Origin of the sequence: Polynucleobacter rarus (assembly GCF_003072505.1) — a bacterium.
Taxonomy (GTDB): Bacteria; Pseudomonadota; Gammaproteobacteria; order Burkholderiales; family Burkholderiaceae; genus Polynucleobacter; species Polynucleobacter rarus.
This window is the reverse complement of sequence record NZ_NTGB01000001.1, coordinates 1,103,792-1,125,318: the sequence shown is the minus strand read 5'-3', so window position 1 is coordinate 1,125,318 and position 21,527 is coordinate 1,103,792. Positions and strand designations below refer to the sequence as shown.

18 protein-coding genes are annotated in these 21,527 nt (G+C 40.4%); 13 read left to right on the top strand and 5 right to left on the bottom strand.

All coding sequences use genetic code 11. The features are described from left to right. The 13 genes from AOC35_RS05270 to AOC35_RS05210 form a co-directional block, all read left to right on the top strand. Nucleotides 1-931 (top strand): YDG domain-containing protein (locus tag AOC35_RS05270; RefSeq protein ID WP_245898436.1); only part of this gene is annotated, 931 nt, incomplete at its 5' end. Nucleotides 932-996: 65 nt separating this feature from the next. After that, nucleotides 997-1,818, top strand: coding sequence for a peptidylprolyl isomerase (locus tag AOC35_RS05265; protein ID WP_159077488.1), 822 nt, complete (start codon nucleotides 997-999; stop codon nucleotides 1,816-1,818). A 134-nt stretch (nucleotides 1,819-1,952) separates the two neighbouring features. Next, complete coding sequence (locus tag AOC35_RS05260) at nucleotides 1,953-2,189, top strand: helix-turn-helix transcriptional regulator (protein ID WP_108646096.1); 237 nt, start codon at nucleotides 1,953-1,955, stop codon at nucleotides 2,187-2,189. Between the two features lie 344 nt (nucleotides 2,190-2,533). Then, nucleotides 2,534-3,754, top strand: coding sequence for an ABC transporter substrate-binding protein (locus AOC35_RS05255; protein WP_108646095.1), 1,221 nt, complete (start codon nucleotides 2,534-2,536; stop codon nucleotides 3,752-3,754). A gap of 36 nt (nucleotides 3,755-3,790) precedes the next feature. Then, nucleotides 3,791-4,681: a branched-chain amino acid ABC transporter permease gene (locus AOC35_RS05250; RefSeq protein ID WP_108646094.1), complete on the top strand. Its 891-nt coding sequence runs from the start codon at nucleotides 3,791-3,793 to the stop codon at nucleotides 4,679-4,681. A gap of 4 nt (nucleotides 4,682-4,685) precedes the next feature. Then, nucleotides 4,686-5,660: a branched-chain amino acid ABC transporter permease gene (locus AOC35_RS05245; RefSeq protein ID WP_108646093.1), complete on the top strand. Its 975-nt coding sequence runs from the start codon at nucleotides 4,686-4,688 to the stop codon at nucleotides 5,658-5,660. Further along, nucleotides 5,657-6,379, top strand: coding sequence for an ABC transporter ATP-binding protein (locus AOC35_RS05240; RefSeq protein WP_108646092.1), 723 nt, complete (start codon nucleotides 5,657-5,659; stop codon nucleotides 6,377-6,379). Before AOC35_RS05245 ends, AOC35_RS05240 begins: the two co-directional genes overlap by 4 nt. Further along, the gene (locus AOC35_RS05235) at nucleotides 6,372-7,100 is read left to right on the top strand and encodes an ABC transporter ATP-binding protein (protein WP_108646091.1); all 729 of its coding nucleotides are present in this window, start codon (nucleotides 6,372-6,374) and stop codon (nucleotides 7,098-7,100) included. Before AOC35_RS05240 ends, AOC35_RS05235 begins: the two co-directional genes overlap by 8 nt. Before the next feature lie 221 nt (nucleotides 7,101-7,321). Beyond that, a complete protein-coding gene (locus tag AOC35_RS05230; protein ID WP_108646090.1) occupies nucleotides 7,322-9,217 on the top strand; it encodes a B12-binding domain-containing radical SAM protein in 1,896 nt (631 codons plus the stop codon). A 380-nt stretch (nucleotides 9,218-9,597) separates the two neighbouring features. Continuing rightward, nucleotides 9,598-9,915: a hypothetical protein gene (locus AOC35_RS05225; RefSeq protein WP_108646089.1), complete on the top strand. Its 318-nt coding sequence runs from the start codon at nucleotides 9,598-9,600 to the stop codon at nucleotides 9,913-9,915. A 67-nt stretch (nucleotides 9,916-9,982) separates the two neighbouring features. Further along, nucleotides 9,983-10,843 (top strand): pirin family protein, encoded by an 861-nt coding sequence (locus tag AOC35_RS05220; RefSeq protein ID WP_108646088.1) that lies wholly within the window; start codon nucleotides 9,983-9,985, stop codon nucleotides 10,841-10,843. Between the two features lie 93 nt (nucleotides 10,844-10,936). Beyond that, nucleotides 10,937-12,019, top strand: coding sequence for a Gfo/Idh/MocA family protein (locus tag AOC35_RS05215; RefSeq protein WP_108646087.1), 1,083 nt, complete (start codon nucleotides 10,937-10,939; stop codon nucleotides 12,017-12,019). A 3-nt stretch (nucleotides 12,020-12,022) separates the two neighbouring features. Next, a complete protein-coding gene (locus AOC35_RS05210; RefSeq protein ID WP_108646086.1) occupies nucleotides 12,023-12,997 on the top strand; it encodes a Bug family tripartite tricarboxylate transporter substrate binding protein in 975 nt (324 codons plus the stop codon). A gap of 68 nt (nucleotides 12,998-13,065) precedes the next feature. On the opposite strand, the gene AOC35_RS05205 is transcribed toward AOC35_RS05210, so the two are convergent. From AOC35_RS05205 to AOC35_RS05185, 5 genes are all read right to left on the bottom strand, one after another. Beyond that, entirely contained in the window at nucleotides 13,066-15,357 is a 2,292-nt protein-coding gene (locus tag AOC35_RS05205) for a xanthine dehydrogenase family protein molybdopterin-binding subunit (RefSeq protein ID WP_108646085.1), read from the bottom strand. A 9-nt stretch (nucleotides 15,358-15,366) separates the two neighbouring features. Continuing rightward, complete coding sequence (locus AOC35_RS05200; RefSeq protein WP_108646084.1) at nucleotides 15,367-15,837, bottom strand: (2Fe-2S)-binding protein; 471 nt, start codon at nucleotides 15,835-15,837, stop codon at nucleotides 15,367-15,369. 80 nt (nucleotides 15,838-15,917) lie between these two features. Then, a complete protein-coding gene (locus AOC35_RS05195; protein WP_108646083.1) occupies nucleotides 15,918-18,212 on the bottom strand; it encodes an amidase family protein in 2,295 nt (764 codons plus the stop codon). A gap of 110 nt (nucleotides 18,213-18,322) precedes the next feature. Next, nucleotides 18,323-20,656, bottom strand: coding sequence for a Tex family protein (locus tag AOC35_RS05190; protein ID WP_108646082.1), 2,334 nt, complete (start codon nucleotides 20,654-20,656; stop codon nucleotides 18,323-18,325). Nucleotides 20,657-20,828: 172 nt separating this feature from the next. Then, nucleotides 20,829-21,524, bottom strand: coding sequence for a molybdate ABC transporter substrate-binding protein (locus AOC35_RS05185; protein ID WP_108646081.1), 696 nt, complete (start codon nucleotides 21,522-21,524; stop codon nucleotides 20,829-20,831). Nucleotides 21,525-21,527: the final 3 nt, after the last annotated feature.

The window sequence follows — 21,527 nt, the reverse complement described above, 5'->3', positions numbered from 1 at the left end:
TACAACGGGTGTATATGCAACAGATTCAGCTAATGTTAAAGTCCCAACGGCTGGTAACTACGCAAGTAGCTTCCAGTTTGCAACGCCGAACGTTGGTACAGCGATTAGTGTGACTCCAATCTTGGTAAGTGGCGCAGGTAGTGCGGTTGCTGGTATGAGTTTAGGTGGATCAGCAGCTTCGAACTACTACATTGCTGGAATCACACCGCCACAGACTTTGGCAGCTAATATTACACCGGCACCTTTAACGATTAGCGGTTTAGTTGCTAAGAATAAGGTTTACGATGGTAATACGGCAGCTGTTGTAACGGGTACACCGAGTATTGCTGGTTTATTAGGTTCAGATGCCTCTAGTTTGACGGGCACTGTTCTTAGTGGCACATTTGCAACTTCTCAGCAAGGAGATAACATAGTTGTTACAGCGAATTTGAGTACCTTGACAATAGGTAATACCAACTACTACATAGCTGGTGTGACCTTCCCATTGATGGCGAATATTTATAGCGCGGTAACTCCTGTTGTTATGCCTAGTATTACTCCTCAGGTAACTCCTGCACCGGTCTTTAAACCGACTGTTCCTGCGAAAGTACAGATTGATAACCGCACTCCAGCTGCAACTTTGGTCATCCTGCACGATATTGACGAAGCTAAGCATGATTTGTTAGCTACTTTCAATGCAGATAATGTGAAATATAATATTCCTAGTTCTGTATTAGTTGACACAGTATTGCCTGAAACTGCTAAACCAAGGTATGTTGCAACATTGCTTAATGGTGATCCATTACCGAGTTGGCTGAAGGTTGACCCTGAAACGAAGGTTTTAACTTCTGATAATGTCCCTGTATCAGCATTACCAATTCGGATTAAAGTGAAGACCTTATTGGATGGTAAAGAGATTAAGGAAACGATCTTAACAGTGAAGGCGATGTAAATTGGTGTTAACAAGCTTTTTCTGCAGTGTACTTTATAGCTTAATTGATTTTAAAAGCATCACTCGTGAAAAAGTTTAAAAGGTATTTCCTCGTTGGCATGATGCCCCTCATTTTGATGGGGCATCATACTTTCGCTAATGATCTGGAAGTTTTAGGACTAGTGAATGGTCAAAAAATTTATGTCAAGCAGTTAGACGACTGGCTTAAAAACACTCCAAATCAAAATACTCAGGACTTATTAACTCTTCGTCAATCGATTTTGAATGAAATAGTCAGTCGTACTTTGATTTTGCAGGATGCCCAAAAAAATCTCCTAGAAGAACGTCCTGAGAATCAATTTAAATATCAAATTGCTAAAGAAAATCTAGTGATCGACATGTGGTTTGATGATTACTTTAAAACTCATCCAGTGAACGAAATGGATATAAAGCAAGAGTATGAACGTCAGAAGGCGACCACAGAACCAGGCGAAATTAACGCAAAACAATATAAATTTTCTCAAATTATCGTCAAATCTGAACCTGAAGCCAAAGAGATAATTCAAAAGTTACGGTCCAGAGCAGATTTTGCACAACTTGCTCAAACAACATCTTTAGATGAGATGAGCAGCAAACAGGGCGGGCAAGTTGATTGGCTTTTACTCAGTCAACTGCAAAAATCACTGATTCCGGTGATAAGAGAGTTAAAAGTTGGTGAAATTACCTCGAAACCAACGAAAACGCAATTTGGTTGGCATGTTTTTCGAATGGATGAATTAAGAGATTATGAAATGCCATCTTTCGAGACGGCAAAGCAGGGGATTTTTCAATCACTAGTTCAAGTGAGACGCCAAGAAGCAGTTGAAAACTTGTTAAAAAATGCAAGGATTGAGCAACCAAAGCGGTAAATCTTAGTATTTGGAATTTCGTTCATTGACTAGGACTTTAGTCACAACACGTATTTTCTAAATAGATTATTGAGGTGTGATTTAGGTAATAAATCATATTGTTTGAGTATTTAAAGAGACAAATTAGAAAATAAATGTTCATACAGGATCGAACTATTCGTGGAGAGGCATTAAAACTTGCCAGAGAAAAAGCTGGTTATAGCGAAAGTGAATTAGCTACCCTTGCGACACTTTCGACAAAACAACTAAGTCAAATAGAAAATGGTGGTGATAAGAGTTTTTATTCACCAGCTATTAAATTCAGAGCAGCCCAAAAAGTAGCTGAAATACTCAAGCTTTCAGATGATGAATGGTGTAATCGAAGTAGTTAAGATCAATTAGTATTCTTGAAAAAGAACCACTGAATTCATACACGCAGTAAGAACTCACAGAAGGCGGTCATCTTTTCGTGCTTTATTTCAGTTGTCTTACTGGGTGAATGAATTTTCGGTATCAAACTTTGAACAGAGGATGGATTGCGTTCAGCATACATGCTTAACTTAATATTTGACAATGCTCTGTTAGCGCAAATCAGAGTTAGAGTCTACGATATACCTAGGTGTTTTATCTAGTATGCTTTGAGTTGATTTTTTAACCTGAAAAGGATGTTTTGAGTTATATTTTATTAACTAGGAATAATACTGAATAAACTAATTAGATAACCATAGGAGATAGTATGAAGATTAATCCATTTTTTCGCACTTCTGTTTTAGCATTGGTTTTGGGGGTTTTTACTCTCCAAGGATATGCTGCTGATCCAATTTTGATTGGCTTATCGATTACACGCTCTCCACCAGGTTCTGTGATTCAAGGTACACAGATTAAAGATGCAATGGAAATTTATGCAGATATGATCAATGCTAAAGGTGGAGTTTTAGGTCGTCCCATTAAGTTATTGATAGAAGATAATCAAGGTTTGCCTGAGAAGGGTAGATCAGCAGTTGAAAAATTAATTACTAAAGATAAAGTGGTCGCGATTACTGGTGCACATCAAAGCTCTGTCTGCTTAAGTGAAATTGAAGTTGCTCACCGTTATCAAACTCCGTATGTGAATACTAATTGCTGGGCTGATTCAGTTAGAGTTAAAGGATACCCAGAGGTTTTTAATACTTCACCTTACAACTTTGTTGTTGCTCAATCGATGGCTCAGACTTTAGAAGCCATGAAGGTTAAAAGGGTCGTCGCTTTTGCTGAAAATACGGATTATGGAATTGGTTTGGCAAAAGGAGTTGGTGAGGCTTTAAAGTCAAAAGGCTCTAATATTGAGTACAAATTTGAGACGCTAGATCGCGCTAGTAAAGATTTTACCCCAGCGATCCTTTCATTAAAGTCAAATCCCCCAGATGTTGTTGTGTTGACGATGCTGCCACCAGGGGCTTACATTGCTTTAAATCAATTGTATGAACAAGGTGTAGCAGCTTCACCAAAAACCTTGGTTTATGACGGCGCAGGAATGGCAGATTACCCTGACTTTTGGCAAAACGTCAAAGATGCGGGGAAATATATGATGACAATTGGGATGTATCATCCGGATATGAAGCTCAATGATTTGTCTAAGCAAATTGCGGTTGAGTATAAAAAAAGAACCAATAATGATCCTAACCGTTTAATTTATCAAGCAGTTGATTCTTTGTTGGTTGTCACTGAGGCGATTCGTCAGGCTGGTTCTACCGATTCTGCTAAGATTTTAGAGGCAATGCGTAAAGGGAAGTTTGATGGTGCTCGGGGTGTAATGACTTTTGACTCAACGCCTGGTGTTGCTTTTCAACAATGGGCTGCAATCCCTTATGTTAATTACCAATTAACAGATGTCAATCAAGCTGTTGGGAAAACCACCTTACTGCAAGGTCCTGGCTTACCTTTGAATACTACAAAAATAACCTTTCCCAAAAATTAAAAAGTAATTTAATCGAATATTGACGGAAAGTTTTCCTTGTTATTTCTTGACTTAACAATAAACGGGCTCATTATGGGCCTGTTTTATGCATTGATGGCAGTAGGTTTATCCATGATTTTTGGCGTGTTGCGAATCATCAATTTTGCACATGGCGAATTTTTCATGGTTGGTGCTTACACTTATGCATTAATTTCAACAAGCTTTGGAATTAATCCCTGGTTTACACTCCCAATGGCTGCGATGGGTGGTGCCCTTTTGGGGATGATTGTTGAACGCACTTTGATTCGACCTTTATATGATGGCTATCGGAGTTGGTCATTTGTTAAAGATGAATATGCTGTTGTTGTGACCTTCGCCTTATCGTTGTTATTAGTTCATACAGTCGATAAAGTAATCGGTCCTTCGCCTTTTATGGGGCCTAGTCTTTTTGATCTTAAACGGATTGCAATTGGTCCCATTATGCTCAATGGACAAAAGCTCATGGCAGCAGGTGTATCCATCTTTTTATTAATTGGTTTAGCAATCTTTATTAAGAATTCTTTATGGGGCAAACAAATCCAAGCAGTTGCTCAAAATCGTTTTGGTGCTGCTTTAGCTGGCATTGATCCAATTAAAACGACTTCCTTAATTTTTGCTATAGCTGGAGGACTAGCAGCTTTATCTGGTGCTTTACTTTCTCCAATTGTCAATCCATCTCCGGATATTGGCTCATTTCCTGCTATTAAATCTTACATTATTGTTGTCCTTGGTGGACTTGGATCGATTTGGGGTAGCATGTTTGCAGCCTTAATCCTAGGTGTGTTGGAGTCTTATTTTGCAGTCTATCTCTCTTATGACTACCGAGATGCTTTTGGTCTACTGATTCTGATCGTGGTGTTGATTTTTCGACCTCAAGGCTTAGCAGGACAAAAAGGAAGGGAAGTTTAACTACATGAATTCCAGTTCTTTAAAAAATAGTCGTCTTTGGAGAAATCGCTTGGCGTATGATTTCAAGTGTTTCTTTGTCATTATCTTTTTTCTTTGTCTATTACCTTTATTGCAATTAAGTGATTACACCTTAGGCATCTTAGTTGTTGCAATGTATTTCGGCATCGTAGCAATGGCCTGGAATTTTTTAGCAGGTTATTGTGGTCAGTTTTCAATGGCACCTGCTGCTTTTGCCATGCTTGGTGGTTACATAGTGGGTTTACTTGATTTTCATGCGCATATTTCTTTATGGGTTTCAATGCCCTTAGCTATTGTAGGTACTGCTTTATTAGGTCTTGGTTTGGGTGGGTTAGTAATGCATCTAAAAGGTCCCTATCTTTCATTAACCACCTTATCTTTCGCTGAAATTTCTCGTGTCATCATTTCTAATTCCCATGAATATACCCGTGGTGATCAAGGATTAAATGTTCCTACTTTGATGACGGACCGTATCTCTTATTATTATTTTTTTATAGTATTAGTTGTTTTAGTCGGTGGTTTTATTTATTCACTGATGCGCTCAAAATTTGGTGGTTTTTTATTAGCTATTCGAGATGATCAAGAAGGCGCAGAAAGCAGAGGTATAGATGTCACGCGGATCAAATTAATTGCGTTTGCTATTTCTTGCGCCTTATGTGGTTTTGCTGGAGCAATGTATGGTTCTTTTAGTCAATTGGTAAGCCCTGAAATGGGTCTATTACAACAAACAGGCTTAGTTATTTCAATGGTTGTCATTGGTGGTGTAGGCTCTGTCACGGGACCTTTAATTGGGGCTCTAATCGTTTATCTTGGTTCTGAGTGGTTAAGAGATGTGGGTAATATCCAAATGATTGTTTTTGCAATTATTGTGATTGTTTTTGCCCGATTTTTTAGAACGGGCCTATGGGGATTATTTTCACAACTCATGCAACGCTATTTAGGTAAGTCGGCATCCTCATGAACCAATTATTAAAAATTCAAGATTTATCTAAATCTTTTGGTGGAAATCAAGCCGTAGACCATGTCAGTTTTAATATTTCTCCAGGAAAGATCATTGGTTTAATAGGTCCTAATGGCTCTGGAAAAACGACTGTACTGAATATGCTTTCAGGTATATTAATCCCCGATCAAGGCCAAGTATTCATTGAGGGACGAGATATCACTAATTTAAAGCCCTCTAAATTAGCCAAGTTAGGTGTCATGCGAATGTTTCAAATGACTCGGGTGTTTCCAAGAGTAAGTGCCTTTGATAATTTATTGATTGCTGGATATGCCAGAGATCTAAGTTTCGAAGAGTCTGTTGAAAAAGCAGATGCCCTGATGCAAGAGCTTGAACTAGATCATGTTAAGTTTCTTGATGCTGGAGAACTTTCTGGTGGTCAAAAAAAGTTACTCGAATTTGGCATGTGTTTTATGCGTAGTCCAAAATTAGCACTTTTGGATGAACCCTTTGCCGCAGTTCATCCCAAAATGCGAGAAATTATGGTGCAGTTTATTTCTGAAAGGCATCGCCAAGGACATACGTTTTTAGTGGTTAGCCATGATATGCCGATTGTGAAACAACTTTGTGAAGAATGTGTTTGTATGAATAATGGTCGGGTCATTGGTAATGGACTTACCAAAGAAGTTTTAGAAAGCCCTGAAGTTATAGAAGCATATTTAGGGGGGCATCATGACTGAGCCATTGTTGTCATTAAAGAATGTGACTTCCGGTTATGCCAAAGATATTGACGTTTTAGTCGATGTAAATTTAGAAGTCTTCGCTGGACAAGTTACTGGTTTAATAGGACTGAATGGTGCAGGTAAGTCTACTTTAATTAAAACAATCTGCGGATTTTTAAAGCCTAAAATTGGTGAAGTCTTTTATCGCGGAAAGAGTTTAAACGCGATTCAAGCGCATGAATTAATTGATTATGGCATCAGTTGCATTCCACAAGAATCTAGTTTATTTCCATTTTTAAGCGTGCAAGATAATCTCCTATTGCCTGTGCGATCTAGAAAATCTATGCAGGGTTGGCAACAGCGTTACGAAGAAGTGTTAGAACTGTTCCCCATTCTTAAATTAAAACGAAATCAAGCCGCTGGGGAGCTTTCAGGAGGTCAACAAAAGCAATTAGAGTTTGCCAAAGTGTGGATCTTACAACCCCAATTATGTTTAGTTGATGAGCCTAGTATTGGTCTCTCACCCAAAATAGCTGAAGAAATATTTATTTGGTTAGAAAAATTTACTCAAAATGGCATGGGCGTGCTATTGATTGACCATAATGTCAGAAGAGTGGTGCAAATGTCTCAATTTCTGTATGTATTAAGCCTCGGTAAAATTTCAGCCTCTGGCCCTCAAAGTCAGTTCACTGGAGATTTACATGAACAAGTAAAAGAATGGCTGGGGATTAATTTCTGAAAGCGTAATTAGTCCAATATATAGAGACTAAACAGTTCAATATGAATGGTTTAATCATTCTATTGAATGCTAAAATGACATCACATTTTTGGGTGTTGCTCTAAACTTCCTATTGTTTAGCGATTGACCCTATTGAGTAGAAAAATTTAGAAGAGCCCTCTTTCATTAGTAGTTGGCTGGTTTAAATTTCGACTTCCTAAATTTACGATTAGGCCTTACCAATGAAAGTACTAAGCCTCATTCCACCAATGACGCAGTTGAATACGCCTTACCCCTCAACAGCGTACCTCACCGGATTTTTAAGGTCTCGCGGCATTGAGGCAGTTCAAGAAGATTTAGCCTTAGCCTTAGTCCTCAGCTTCTTCAATCCTTTGGGATTACTAGAGGTCAAAAATCAGGCCATTGACATGCCTGAGGCCTACAGAAGTAGTAGCGTCAACTTTTTTCTTGATTTCTTTGATGATTACCATTCAACCATATCATCGGTAATAACATTTTTACAAGGTAAAGACAGCACCCTAAGTCACCGAATCAATTCTCGTGATTTTCTTCCTGAAGGTCCAAGATTTTCCTCATTAGAAGCTTTTGATGATGAGGATTCTGGAGATCCATTGGCTTGGGCTTTTGGGGCACTTGGATCACAAGATAGGGCACGTCACTTAGCAACTTTATACCTTAATGATCTATCAGATGTATTACGTGATGCGGTTGATAGTCGTTTTGAATTTGTGCGTTACGCCGAGTCTTTGGCCGGTAGTCAGCCGACTTTTACGCCGCTGAATGATGCCTTGAATGCCAAACCGAATTTAATGGATTTACACCTTAGTCATCTAACCCTTGAAGCGCTTAATCGTCATCAACCAACCTTAGTCCTCCTATCAGTTCCTTTTCCAGGTGCGATGTACGCCGCACTGAGGATTGCGCAAACGATTAAGAATACTGATCCAAAAATAAAGATTGCTCTTGGGGGTGGATACGTTAATACAGAGCTGCGCGAGATGACTGATCCTCGTGTTTTTAATTACTTAGATTTTGTTACTTTAGATTCAGGTGAGCGCCCTTTATTAGCATTGTTAGAACATTTAGCAGGAAAACGCTCAAAAAGTCGATTAGTACGCACCTTTATTAAAGGTGAAGATGACACCGTTGAATTGATTAATTGGCAAGAGCCTGATATTCCGTTTGAAGAGGTTGGAACTGCAACCTGGGATGGTTTACCCCTCGACTCCTATTTATCACTTTTGGATATGCTCAACCCCATGCACCGTCTTTGGAGTGATGGGCGTTGGAATAAATTAACAGTAGCGCATGGTTGCTACTGGAAAAAATGTAGTTTTTGTGATGTCTCTTTAGATTACATTTCTCGATATGAGACCGCCTCAGCAAGTTTACTCGTCGACCGGATTGAACAAATCATTCATGAAACTGGGCAGACAGGCTTTCATTTTGTAGATGAAGCGGCTCCGCCAAAAATCTTAAAGGCCCTCGCAGAAGAATTAATCCGAAGAAGAGTAGTGATTTCTTGGTGGGGAAATATCCGCTTTGAAAAAACCTTCACCCCTGAATTGGCTAATTTGCTCGCTAAAAGTGGTTGTATCGCGATGTCAGGTGGCCTAGAAGTTGCCTCTAATCGTTTACTGAATTTGATGAAAAAGGGAGTGTCTGTTAATCAGGTTGCTCAAGTAACGAAAGGATTTTCTGATGCAGGTATTCTAGTGCATGCGTATTTGATGTATGGTTTTCCTACTCAAACGGTACAAGAAACAGTCGACTCTCTTGAATATGTTCGGCAACTCTTTGAACAAGGTTGTATTCAAAGTGGTTTTTTTCACCGCTTTATTTGTACTGTTCACTCATCAGTTGGGAAAAATCCTGAGGAGTATGGCGTTCAATTGGTGCCATTACCTGAGATCAGCTTTGCAAAAAACGATATTAGTTTTATTGATCCAACGGGAGTTAATCATGATGTTTTGGGTCAAGGTCTTAAAAAAGCCATTTACAACTATATGCACGGAGTAGGGCTTGAGGAAGACGTGCGTTCGTGGTTTGAAAATGTTGGCAGTAAAATTCCCAAGACAACAATATCCAAACACCATATTGCTAAAGCTTTAGATTAATCAGCGCAAATTTAATTCAATTTTCTAGGATTATCAATAGCTTTAACTCTATTAATATCAGCAATTGAAGTTAAATAATAGCTGTTTTGATGAGTTCATTTTCCTCATCAATGTCACTTAGATTAACTACTGATAAACCTCATCGATTCTTTCGACTAGTTAAAAAATACATTTTTTAATTTGCTATATCATCCACTCAACGAGGTTTTTAGAATAAAACCTCAATTCTATTTTTTAATAGTTGATATCAATCGGCTAAATACAAAAAATTTCTCCAAATTTCTTCAACTAAATTTCATTGATAAATTAAAACGGGTGTGGAATAGTTGTCTCTCTGATTATTTTACTGTTACATTTAACAATTCTAAGGCTGTTATCAATTGGAAAAACTTAAGGCTGTATTATTACTTTTTCGAGCAGAGAAGGTACAAGAAGGAAATTCGGTACTTTCAATATTGATTTTGATAACTGTTTTGACTTTTGAAAAAAAGGGTATTGATTTAACTCTAAAGAATCTTTATTTAGAATTAGGACAATTTAGTGACGTAACGATTAGAAAAGATTTAAATAGATTATGTTTAGGCGGTTTTTTAACTTTAGAAGTTAGAAAAAAGGATTTACGAACCAAAGTAATCAGTTCGACACCTCGCTTGAAAGAGATAGAATCAAAAATTGCTGACCTCAATCGTGAGTATTAATTGGTAATGCAGACTACTTGTGTTGAATAACTTATCATCCAAGTATTAAATAACTTGTTTAATCGATATGAAAAAATTTATTGGAATTCAAGGTAATGATCGGGGGCATTGGGTCGGTGACGGTTTCCCAGTGCGAACCTTATTTTTTTATCAACATCTCGGCAAGCAAATGAGTCCCTTTTTGATGCTTGATTATGCAGGCCCTCATGAATTTCCCCCTACAACGGAACGCAAAGGCGTTGGTACTCATCCGCATAGAGGTTTTGAAACGGTTACGATTGTTTATGAGGGTGAAGTATCCCATAAAGACTCTACTGGTGAGGGGGGGACGATTGGTCCCGGAGAGGTGCAGTGGATGACGGCCGGCGCGGGCATTTTGCATGAAGAATACCACTCTGAAAACTTCGCAAAGACTGGTGGAAACCTAAGGATGGTACAACTCTGGGTTAACTTACCCGCCATCCATAAGATGACCAAGCCAGGCTATCAAGCAATCTTTAATCAGCAAATCCCTAACTTTTCTTTAGATAATGAGGCCGGTACTGGTCGTGTCATTGCTGGAAATTATTTACACTATCAAGGACCTGCGAACACATTTACGCCGATGAATGTAATTGACTTTACCTTGAAAAAAGGAACAAGCCTCACAATACCTGCCCCAGAGGGGTGGAATACTTCTCTAGTCATTATGCAAGGCGCAATTCAAGTTCAGGAAGGCTCGATCGCTCGGGATGCACAGATGCTAATGTTTAGTTCTGATGGTGAGGGAATTTCGATCACTGCTTTAGAAGATTCAGTGGCTTTATTTTTAAGTGGTGAGCCTATTGACGAACCCATTGTTGGTTATGGACCCTTTGTAATGAATACCACAGCAGAAATTGAGCAAGCCGTAGACGATTTCAACAATGGTAAATTCGGCCGAATTTAGTCCTTTTTTTCTTCACTTTTAGTCTTCGTATTTATCTATTTAGACTTTGCTCTCATGTTAGGATATTGTCTATAACAAAAAAGTGGAGACATCATGCAGGAAAAAAAAGAGATTGGTTTGGCCATTGTCGGCTCTGGAAAAATTGGCACCCTTCGTGGGAAACTCGCCAAAATGCATCCATCAGTCAGGTTTATTGCTGTATCAGATGCCAACCCTGAAGCCGCTGAAAAATTGGCTAAAACGATTGGTGCTGATTATTGGACTACTGATAATTTAGAAGTGATGTCCTTGCCAGAAGTCAATGCAATCAACATTGCAACCAGTGAACATGAACACACTGCTCCATTATTAGCAGCTCTTGATCGCGGCGTACCTGTCTTAGTCGAAAAGCCCATTGCCCTGTTAGAAGAAGATGCTAAACAAGTCATCGCCAAAGCAGAGCAACTCAACAGTGATTTACATATTGGTTATAGTCGGCGCTACAAAAACCGTTACTTGATTGCCAAAGAACAAATTATTCAGGGTAGGTTAGGGGTGATCACTGGTGCATGCGCGCGCTTGTACAACTCTCGTTCACAGTGTTTTGCCATGTTAAAACGTAATAAAGGTGCGACCCCTGTCGTCGACGCACTGACTTATTATGTTGATTTGATGGGTTGGCTATTAGCTGACAATCCGGTGGTAGAAGTCTTCGCCAAAGGTCAAAAAGGAGTTATCCACGCTGCTGGTTATGATACTGAGGACGTTACTTGGGCTATTCTGACCTGCCAGGACGGTGCTGTGCTGAATTTGGGGGTAAGCTACGCTTTGCCAGAAAAATGGCCTTCTGTCGGCCACTCGGCAAGAGTAGAGTTGTTGGGTACCCATGGCACGCTTTTAATTAATGATGATCATACCGATCAAATTATGCAAACTGATCTTGGCTTTCCGCATGTGTACTTAACTGATCATAAAATCGAAACCGTTTTTCTAGAAAGCTCAACCCCAGGTGATTGGGCATTAGGGGATTTCTTAGGTCCAATTGCTGACGAAACAAGGGCGTGGCTAGATTATCTGTCCACCGGTAAGCCATGTAATTTAGCTAAACCTAGAGATGCGATTAGGACCTTAGCCGTGACTTTGGCTATTGAAGAGTCGGCTAGAACTGGCAAAACTGTTTATTTAACACCTCATTAAGCCATGATGAAATTAAATAAAATATGGCTTGCAATAGCCATCTTTATTCTGGGGATGCACTCATCCATCGTCTTTGCACAGTACCCAGATCGTCCAATTAAAATGGTTGTGGCCTATCCACCAGGTGGTGGCACAGATATTATTGCTCGCTTAATTGCCCCAGAACTTGGCAAGCAATTAGGTCAAAATATCACGATCGAGAACCGAGGAGGTGCAAGTGGCAATATCGGTACCGATGCAGTAGTTCACTCTCCACCGAATGGATATACATTACTAATGGGCAATATTGGCCCCAATGCTATTAACGTGAGCATCTTTAAAAAGATGCCTTACAACCCAGAGAAGGATTTAGTGCCGATTGCGCTCGTCGGGATTACCCCCAATGTTTTAATTACTGCCCCAGAATTTCCAATTAAAAATATTCCTGATTTAATCAAACTAGCAAAATCACAACCAGGTAGGATCAATTTCCCATCAGCCGGTAATGGTACGTCTTCCCATTTGTCAGGTGTTCTCATGAATTCCATGGCGAATATCGACATGGTTCATATTCCCTATAAGGGTGGTGGACTTGCCATTACCGATTTACTCGGTGGACAAGTACAGGTTTATTTTGCAACGATTCCAGCTGCGATGCCCTTTATTAAGTCAGGTAAAGTCAAAGCAATTGCGGTGACTTCTGAGACCAGATCGAGCGCCTTGTCGGATTTACCAACGATTGCTGAGTCAGGGCTTCCTGGCTATAGTGCTTCGACTTGGTATGGTCTGTACGCACCGAAGGGTACCCCGAATGAAGTGATTGACCAAATTCATAAAGCCCTGATGGAAGTTTTAAAAAATCCGAGTGTGAAAGAGCAAATGTTACAAAGAGGCTTTGAAGTTGCGACCACTTCACCTGCTCAATTTGCCACGTTTATACACAGTGAAATTGCAAAATGGGCCAAAGTCGTGAAGCTTGCTGGCATTGAACCAGAATAAAAAAAGCCTAATTTAAGTGAATTGACTCACATAAGTTAGGCTTTGAAGTTTAATTTATCGTTTTAGTGTTAAACCATTAAAGCTTTTTTTACTCTTTCAGGTCCTAAAGGATATTGGCGAATACGAACGCCTGTAGCATCAAATACGGCATTGGCAATCGCTGCAGGAATACTAACCAATCCAGGTTCAGCAACACCACCGGACGCTTTATCCGGGCGATTAAGAAGAATCAAATCCACTTTTCCTGGAATATCTTTAATCGTTGCAATTGGATAGGTATTCCAGTCCAAACTAGTTACCTTATTTTCATCAAAATGGATTTCTTCATACAGTGCGCGGCTAATGCCTTGCATGATTTGTCCTTCAAGTGCCGCGTTGACACCCGCCGGATTAATGATGAGTCCACAATCCATCGCAATCACAATTTGACGTACCCAAATTTTGCCGGTCTTTTTATTGACTTCGACTTCACAACCAACCGCAGCGTAAGACTGATAACCGTTATATAAAGCGACACCACGACCAACTTGTAAATCTCCAGAACTTTTCCTATTGGTTTTTGTGGACCAATTAAATTTGTCAGCTACCGCCTTCAGAACATCTTTTTCACGAGGCTCCTGAATATGCTTCATTCTGAAGTCAACGGGATCAATTTTCGTAGCATGCGCAACTTCATCGATAAAACACTCTTGAGCAAAGCGGGTTTGCATTTCTTGAGGTGCTCTTAAGTGAGCTGTTCTCAGCGGGGATGCTTGATTTAAATAAGAGGGTACTGTTTCCCACCAGTGGACATGATTTGGGAATTTATAACTTTCTTCCGGAATGTTAAAGTTAAACGCAGTCCATTTTTTATGGCCTGTTTGCATTCCAACTAATGTATGCTCTGGACTCTCGGCATTAAATTTCACATCCCAGCCATTGAATCCTTTCGCCTTAAATAACCAAGCCGTTATCTCATTATTGTTTCCAATACCTGCTTTCATTGACATAATTGCGGCTGGTGCTTTCGGGTCCCAGGCTGTTCCTTCCTCCCTAGACCATTGAACTCTCACTGGTTGTCCAAAGCATTTGGATAAGAGCGCTGCTTCATATGGAGCCTCATCTGCGTCACTTCGCCCATATGAGCCCGCACCATGCATCCACTTCGCTTCTACCGTTTCAGGAGCAAGCTTTAAGAATTTGGCTATACCTTCTCTTTGATAATGTGGTTTTTGTGTATCTGTCCAAATTTGCGTTTGATCTTTCTTCACATCAACGACACCACAGGAAGGCGCAAAACGAGCATGGGATTGAAAGGGTGCAAAGTACTCCGCTTCAATCACTTTGGCGGAGGTCTTTAAGGCCGCTAAAGTTGGCTCGGCGTTGAATTCTTTTTTACCGAAAAACATGGGTACTGCATTTGTGAAGGTTGGTTTTGCATCTTTAATGTAATTGAAGACATTTTTTTCTCCACCCGGGAATGGATGATTGACTTCAGACCACTCAATCTTTAATGCTTTTGCAGCTCTGACTGCATCCCACTCCGTCTTTGCAACTACCGCCACAAAGCTACCTTCACGAAATACTCGAACACCCGGAATGGACGCTATCGATTTTTCATCAATCATGATCGGGGAGGAACCTGCTACGGGTGGTCGAATACCTCTAGCATGCAATAAATTATCGGGTCTGATATGTGCCGTAAAGTGCTCTGAGGCATTGACCACATTCAGAATATCTCTTCTGCCGTGTGATTGACCCACTAATTTGTACTCACTAGGAGACTTAGGCTTAGCTAGACCAGTGACATTCATGTCATTGCCAATCCGTTTGTTCCATTCTAGAGAGGTTGAGAAATTTTTATTGCCGATAAGTTGAGCATAGGTAATTTGTTGAGAAGGATTATTTTTATTGAATACTTTGCCAGCAACTACTTGCAGTTGATCAACTGGCGTATTGAGTTCCTTCGAAGCAAGTCCAACTAAAATACGCTTTGCTTCAGCTGCAGCGTTACGAATCGGGACCGCACCTTGGCGGATTCCAGACGAGGCGCTACCGCCACCTTGATTCGCGGATATTCTTGTGTCGCCAAAATTCACCATAACACTACTCAGTGGAACATCTAATTCCTCAGCTGCAATCATGGCATAAGCAACATCTAAGCCTTGTCCACAGTCCATTTTTCCGGAATTAATGATTACATTCCCATCTGCACCAATTTTGATCCAGGTATCTAAAGCGGATGGATTAGGTCCGAGTACTTTAGGAGCAGCTTGATTTTGCGCATTAGCTTCGATACTTGGCAAGATTCCCGAAACACCAATGACTAAAGCGGATGAGCTTTGCAAAAATTCACGACGATTTAATTGAAAATTTTTCATGATTTATCCTTAAGCCATTGCCATTTGGTCACGCGCTTTTTTAACGGCTCTTAAAATAGCGATTTGCGTGCCACAGCGGCACTGAACATTGGATAAACCATTGATGATTTGCTCATCTGAAGCTTTGGGATTGTTTTCGAGGAGTGCGATGGATTGCATGATCCAACCATTGGTGCAATATCCGCATTGCGCAGCATTCTCTTCAACAAAAGCTGTTTGCATGGGATGAAGTTTGCCATTTTTAGCTAAACCGTCCAGTGTTCTGATTTTGCTATTCGCCGCAGTACTTGTCGGCATCACACAAGATCTCACTGCATTACCGTTAATGATTACGGTACAAGAACCACACTGAGCTAGTCCACAGCCAAACTTAGGACCTTTCATTTTTAGTTGGTCGGTAAGGGTATAGAGTAATGGTTGATCAGCAGGTACTTCGACTGCTTTAAGATTCCCATCGATATTAAGTTGATACTTCGGCATATTGTCTCCTTTGAATGTCTTTACGATACAGGATGAAAAGCTTGCTAGCCATGAGGATTTTCCCCATGGCTGCCAATTAATTATTGGAAATTGGGTGGTGATACTCTGCGATGAGACGCCTTTTCATAAGCAGATGCAATTTCTAAAAGCGTATCTTCCTTACCGGGCTCTGCTCTAAATACGAGAGAAAATGGCAAGCCAGGGTAGGGGATTTCAGTTGGTATCTCGACAGATTGGCCAACATATTTCTTTTTATCAGGACTGAGTTGAAACTTTGCATCGTAGGCTTGTCGGACGTAACCAGCTGGGACCAAAATTTCCGTTAAACCCGCATTCGGTCCAAAGGTAATTTCATTACGCAGGTGGTTAATCAGTCCAGGTTCATCTGGCCAGCCAATTTTGGCTGGAGGTAATGCAGAGTGCAGTCTGACAAATACATCTAATTTATTTTCTAAAAGGACCATCATATCAACGCGTCTGAGTAGTTCTCTGAGCATAATACGTTCATCAATTCCTTGGCGGCCACCTAATGGATTTCTAGGATCTGACGTTTCTTCCCAGTTCTTGAAAGCACTGCGTTGATCATCACCCCAATATTTAGAACGCTCATTCAGATGTGCCCAGTTATTCAATTTTTCCGTATAACCTTGGTCTTTCCAATCTTGAACACGTCTACTTAAGTACTGGCTGATATGAAATCTAAAGCTATTTGCCAAAATTTCATCTTGAACCGTAGCAATCGTTAAATTCTTCGGAATAGCAATGTTTAAATCTGCCAACAGAACTAAGTAATCCATTGGATCTAAATCACCACTACCAAAAAATTGACCTGGTGCAAATTCAGTTTTTTTAATTGCGCTTGCAAACTCTGGAAACAACGGTTCGCCTGAAGGGGTTAGTCGAAATAGAATATCCGGCATAAAGATTGGTACGAGTCTGGCCAAAGACTTTTGAAAATCAATGGTCATCTGCTCACACTCTGGATCAGGAGTCCATAGAGCATCGCGAGACTCGACTAAGGTTGCACCTAATTTTTTACCCAGTACATCCTTAATTTCTTGACTGACAGCTGTAATGATGGGCGTTACAGCTAAGATCCCCGGATTTAGCATGGATTCTCGAATGACGCCAATACGTTTACCAGCAAGTTCTTGATCATGAACTTCTTTTTTAATAAATGGCGAATAAGCAGGTAAAACGCTCGAACGGGGGACAGTTGTGTAAGGATCTCTTGGATCGTAATAACCATTTTCTGGGTCTTTTAATGCATCCAAAATCCTTGCACAGTCGTCTAAAGATTTAGCAAGGATACCTGTCCTGTCACAATAAATGTCAGCACCAATGGCTCCACCATCAAAGCCAAGCATGGCTTTATGTGGCAGGATAAGTGCTACAGAATTATGATTGGAAGGACCTCGGGTAGATTGCCTTGTCTCTTCACCAAGGCTTGCTGTTACTAAATTCGCACTTACAGATACACCTGACCCAGAGCTTGACCCTAAGGAGGCTGACCTGGTCGTGTCATAAGGGTTCGAGGGATTACCAGCCCATGTTGAGCGCTGATAACCAAGTACGGATGGTAAGACTTTTTCAGGAAAGTTTTTACCCCCTGGATCACCAGCACGGCCGTTGTATTCAGTCATGGTGGCTTTGGCGTAAATAATAGCGCCTTTTTTCCTTAACTGGTCAACCAAAATGTGATCTTTGGCTGGAAAATCGATGTCATATTTTGCGTCACCACCACCCGTTGATCGCATATCTTTGGTATCGAAAGCATCTTTAAAAGAGAACACAACGCCGTAAAGTGGTAGTTGATCTAACGGTGGATTACTGCCGTATTGATCATCTAGAGCCTTTGCTTGCTCAATGGCATCTGGAAAGTGACGAAACATTTCACAAACAGGAGGCGCGCCAGGTGGCAGACTACCTAAACTTGGATGTAAGTCAAACTCTCCCTTACAGGTAACAGAGCGCTCGCCACGAATATTTAAGGTGGCCAAGGTATTTAATTGACCTGCATTATCTTTGCCCACAATCATGCCAAATTGTTGTACAACTTGATGATCTGAAGCTGTTGACTCCATGCGTCCAAACTCTAAGGGTGGACCTTGATATTCATCCAAATTAGGTAATAATTCTGAGGCTGCGAGTGTTTCAAGGGGGAACTGAATAGGACTTCCAGCTCTTGTTACACCCTGTTGTGGCGATAGCTTAGCACCATCTTTTGTGACCAATAAGCTAGAAGGGCCATTGTATTTTTTTGCTCTTTCAATATACTGCAAAACGATTTGAGTGCAAGTCACTTCTCCTGCACAAATTGCTTGTTGAATATCCGCAATACTGGCTTCAATAACGCTAAATTGCTTTTTTTCCATCTTGTCTCCGATTATTTTATTTTTTAACTCTTAAATAAGAGTGTAATACCAAGCAAAAATTTTGGAGACAAATTCAGGTACGGAATAGTGAATATTCCGTACTTTGGAAATTACTTACTTTTTAATTTTGCAAAGGCACTGGCCATCGCGCTTTGTTGTTGTGACGAAGGCATAATTTTGGGATTTTTTAAATCTTTTTTGTAATTACCATTCTGGTTAGATTGATTATTAGAACCAACCTGATTATTTTTGAATTGAGCAGAGCTGTCTGCTAAGCGCATTGTTAAAGCAATTCTTTTCCGTGCAATATCGACTTCAATCACTTTGACTTTGACAATTTGTCCTGCTTTAACAACGGTGTGAGGATCTTTGACAAAACTATTGGATAAAGCGGATACGTGCACGAGACCATCTTGATGAACACCGATATCTACAAAGGCGCCAAAGGCTGCGACATTGGTGACGACGCCTTCTAAAATCATATCGACTTTGAGATCCTTCATTTCTTGGACAGAGTCATCAAACTGCGCAGTTTTAAATTCGGGACGAGGATCTCTGCCTGGTTTTTCTAATTCAGCTAAGACATCCAATACAGTCGGTAAACCCCATTGCTCAGTGACAAACAATTCTGGGGATAAAGCTTTTATTTCGCTCGCTTTACCCAAAATTTCAGATAAGGGACGATTGATATGACGAATAATGTTTTCAACCAAAGGGTAGGATTCTGGGTGGACAGAGGAGGCATCTAAAGGATCAACTCCGTTCGGAATTCTTAAAAAACCAGCCGCTTGTTCAAAGGTTTTATTGCCTAAACGTGGGACTTGATGCAAATCACTTCTACTTTTGAAAGCACCATTCTGATCCCGATATTGCACAATACTCGAGGCTAGTGAGTTGTTTAAGCCCGATACTCTTGCTAGTAAAGGAATTGAAGCAGTATTCACATCAACCCCTACCGCATTTACACAATCCTCAACAACTGCCTCTAAGTTTTTAGCCAGTTTAGTTTGTGAAACGTCATGTTGATATTGGCCCACACCAATCGATTTAGGATCAATTTTTACTAGTTCAGCTAAGGGATCTTGGAGTCGTCTAGCAATTGATACAGCACCCCGGATGGAAACGTCTAAATTAGGGAATTCTTTGGCTGCAAGTTCTGATGCGGAGTAGACCGAAGCACCAGCTTCTGAAACAACAATCTTACTTAACTTTAAGGAAGGGTGTGTTTTGATTGTATCCAGCACCAACTTATCGGTCTCACGACTAGCGGTTCCGTTACCAATGGCAATCAAGGTTACATCATGCTTCGCGCAAAGTTGATGAATGGTGTGAATCGAGCCGTCCCAATCTTTTCTGGGTTCATGTGGGTAAATGGTGGATGTATCAAGTAACTTTCCAGTAGCATCGACGATAGCAATTTTGCAACCGGTCCTAATGCCTGGGTCAATCCCCATGGTTATATGCTGACCAGCAGGTGCTGCAAGTAGTAGATCTTTTAAGTTTTGGCCAAAAATTCGGATCGCTTCTTCTTCAGCACGCTCTTTTAATTCACCCATCAAATCAAGTTCTAAATGGATAGAAACTTTGACCTTCCAGGTCCAACGAACAGTATCTGCTAGCCATTTATCAGCAGGTAATCCTTGTGCTCGAATCCCGAATTGTCTGGCAATCATTTGCTCACACGGATTCGCTTCTTGTTTACGGAGCTCATCAAGTTCAAACGGAAGCACTAAGCCAACCTTTAAAAATCCCTCATTTCTACCACGAAGAAGTGCTAGCGAGCGATGCGAGGGAATTTGTGAATAGGACTCAGAAAAATCAAACCAATCTTGGTATTTAGCACCTTCGACTTCTTTTTCTTTCACTAACTCAGACCGAATTAAACATTGATCTTTATAAAATTGGCGTAGTTGACCGATTAATTTTGCATCCTCGGCAAAGCGCTCCATGAGGATTTGACGTGCGCCATCTAGTACCGCTTTAACATCACCAAAACCTAAATCCTCACGAATATAGTTCAGTGCAGCTTCTTCGGGAGTTAGGCTCGGATTGGACAATAAATCTGTTGCAAGAGGCTCTATGCCTGCTTCTTTAGCAATTTGCGCTTTTGTTCTACGTTTTTGCTTATAAGGTAAATAAATATCTTCAAGATCTTGTTTAGTTAACGCATTCTCAACTTGATCTTTTAATTCATCTGTTAACTTGCCTTGTTCTTGAATGCTATTGATCACGGTCACACGGCGATCTTCTAACTCTCGCAAATAAGTTAATCTTTCTAGTAGTAAACGTAATTGCGTATCGTCTAAACCTCCAGTAACTTCTTTACGGTATCTTGCAATAAAGGGCACAGTTGCTCCCTCATTTAAGAGTTCAATTGTTGCAATTACTTGAGCAGGGCGCACAGCTAATTCGGTGGCAAGACGTTGTTCAATTGGAGGAAGCATTTTATGGTCTTTTAGAAAAAAAAATATTTTACACCGATGAAAATAGTGAAATGATCAAAGGTGAAACGGTGTTTAAATGAGATAAAGTTTTTGATACTTCTATCAGTAGAGAATAAAAAACAGAAATCACCAAGAATGGAGATCTCTGTTGATCAAAATGATTGGGCTGGTATTAAAACTCGAAACCAATTCTTTTTCTGACTTCTGCAGAACCCGCACCGGTCAGAATATCAGCAAGTTGTTTAGCTAATTCAGGGTTTTTTGCATTGGTACAAATACCCAGCGTGTAATCAGTAGCAAGTTCGAACTCTGGAGGCAACAATCCAATTAGTTCGCAACCCGGCGTGATGTTAATTTCGGTTACTTGAGTACTTCCAACCAGATTATCTTCGTCACATGCCGCCATCGCTGCCATTGCGACAGCCCCGTTCGGATAAGTTCTAAATTTATCGCTATGGGTTTTATCGAGGCCAAGCGCTTTTAATACACTCATTACATGAATACCAGCCGTTGCCTTTTCAGGATCTGGGAAGTAAATTCCTTTGGCTGATAAGAAGGTTTCTAATAATTCCGCACGTGTTGAAATAGCTGGAGCAACACCACCTGATTTAATTGCTACGCCAGTTTTAACTAAGCCTAAGGACTGTTGTGAACCAGCGATAACATGACCTGATGTAATGAGTTGATCAATTAATTGTTTAGTTAAGATGATCAAATCACATGCATCACCAGCGAGAAGTTGATTACGCATTTGACCAACGGCATTAAATGTCGCATTGATTGAGCAGGAAAAGCTTTTTTCAAAGTCTGCTTGTATTCCTCTTACAACTCCAGCAGCAGCGCCGCCACTCAGTATTACTAATTCCACGTG

Coding starts and splice junctions, on each gene's coding strand:
- AOC35_RS05215 (WP_108646087.1), top strand. CDS start 10,937: ATGCAGGAAAAAAAAGAGATTGGTTTGGCCATTGTCGGCTCTGGAAAA.
- AOC35_RS05240 (WP_108646092.1), top strand. CDS start 5,657: ATGAACCAATTATTAAAAATTCAAGATTTATCTAAATCTTTTGGTGGA.
- AOC35_RS05245 (WP_108646093.1), top strand. CDS start 4,686: ATGAATTCCAGTTCTTTAAAAAATAGTCGTCTTTGGAGAAATCGCTTG.
- AOC35_RS05230 (WP_108646090.1), top strand. CDS start 7,322: ATGAAAGTACTAAGCCTCATTCCACCAATGACGCAGTTGAATACGCCT.
- AOC35_RS05260 (WP_108646096.1), top strand. CDS start 1,953: ATGTTCATACAGGATCGAACTATTCGTGGAGAGGCATTAAAACTTGCC.
- AOC35_RS05210 (WP_108646086.1), top strand. CDS start 12,023: ATGATGAAATTAAATAAAATATGGCTTGCAATAGCCATCTTTATTCTG.
- AOC35_RS05235 (WP_108646091.1), top strand. CDS start 6,372: ATGACTGAGCCATTGTTGTCATTAAAGAATGTGACTTCCGGTTATGCC.
- AOC35_RS05195 (WP_108646083.1), bottom strand. CDS start 18,212: ATGGAAAAAAAGCAATTTAGCGTTATTGAAGCCAGTATTGCGGATATT.
- AOC35_RS05220 (WP_108646088.1), top strand. CDS start 9,983: ATGAAAAAATTTATTGGAATTCAAGGTAATGATCGGGGGCATTGGGTC.
- AOC35_RS05255 (WP_108646095.1), top strand. CDS start 2,534: ATGAAGATTAATCCATTTTTTCGCACTTCTGTTTTAGCATTGGTTTTG.
- AOC35_RS05190 (WP_108646082.1), bottom strand. CDS start 20,656: ATGCTTCCTCCAATTGAACAACGTCTTGCCACCGAATTAGCTGTGCGC.
- AOC35_RS05200 (WP_108646084.1), bottom strand. CDS start 15,837: ATGCCGAAGTATCAACTTAATATCGATGGGAATCTTAAAGCAGTCGAA.
- AOC35_RS05205 (WP_108646085.1), bottom strand. CDS start 15,357: ATGAAAAATTTTCAATTAAATCGTCGTGAATTTTTGCAAAGCTCATCC.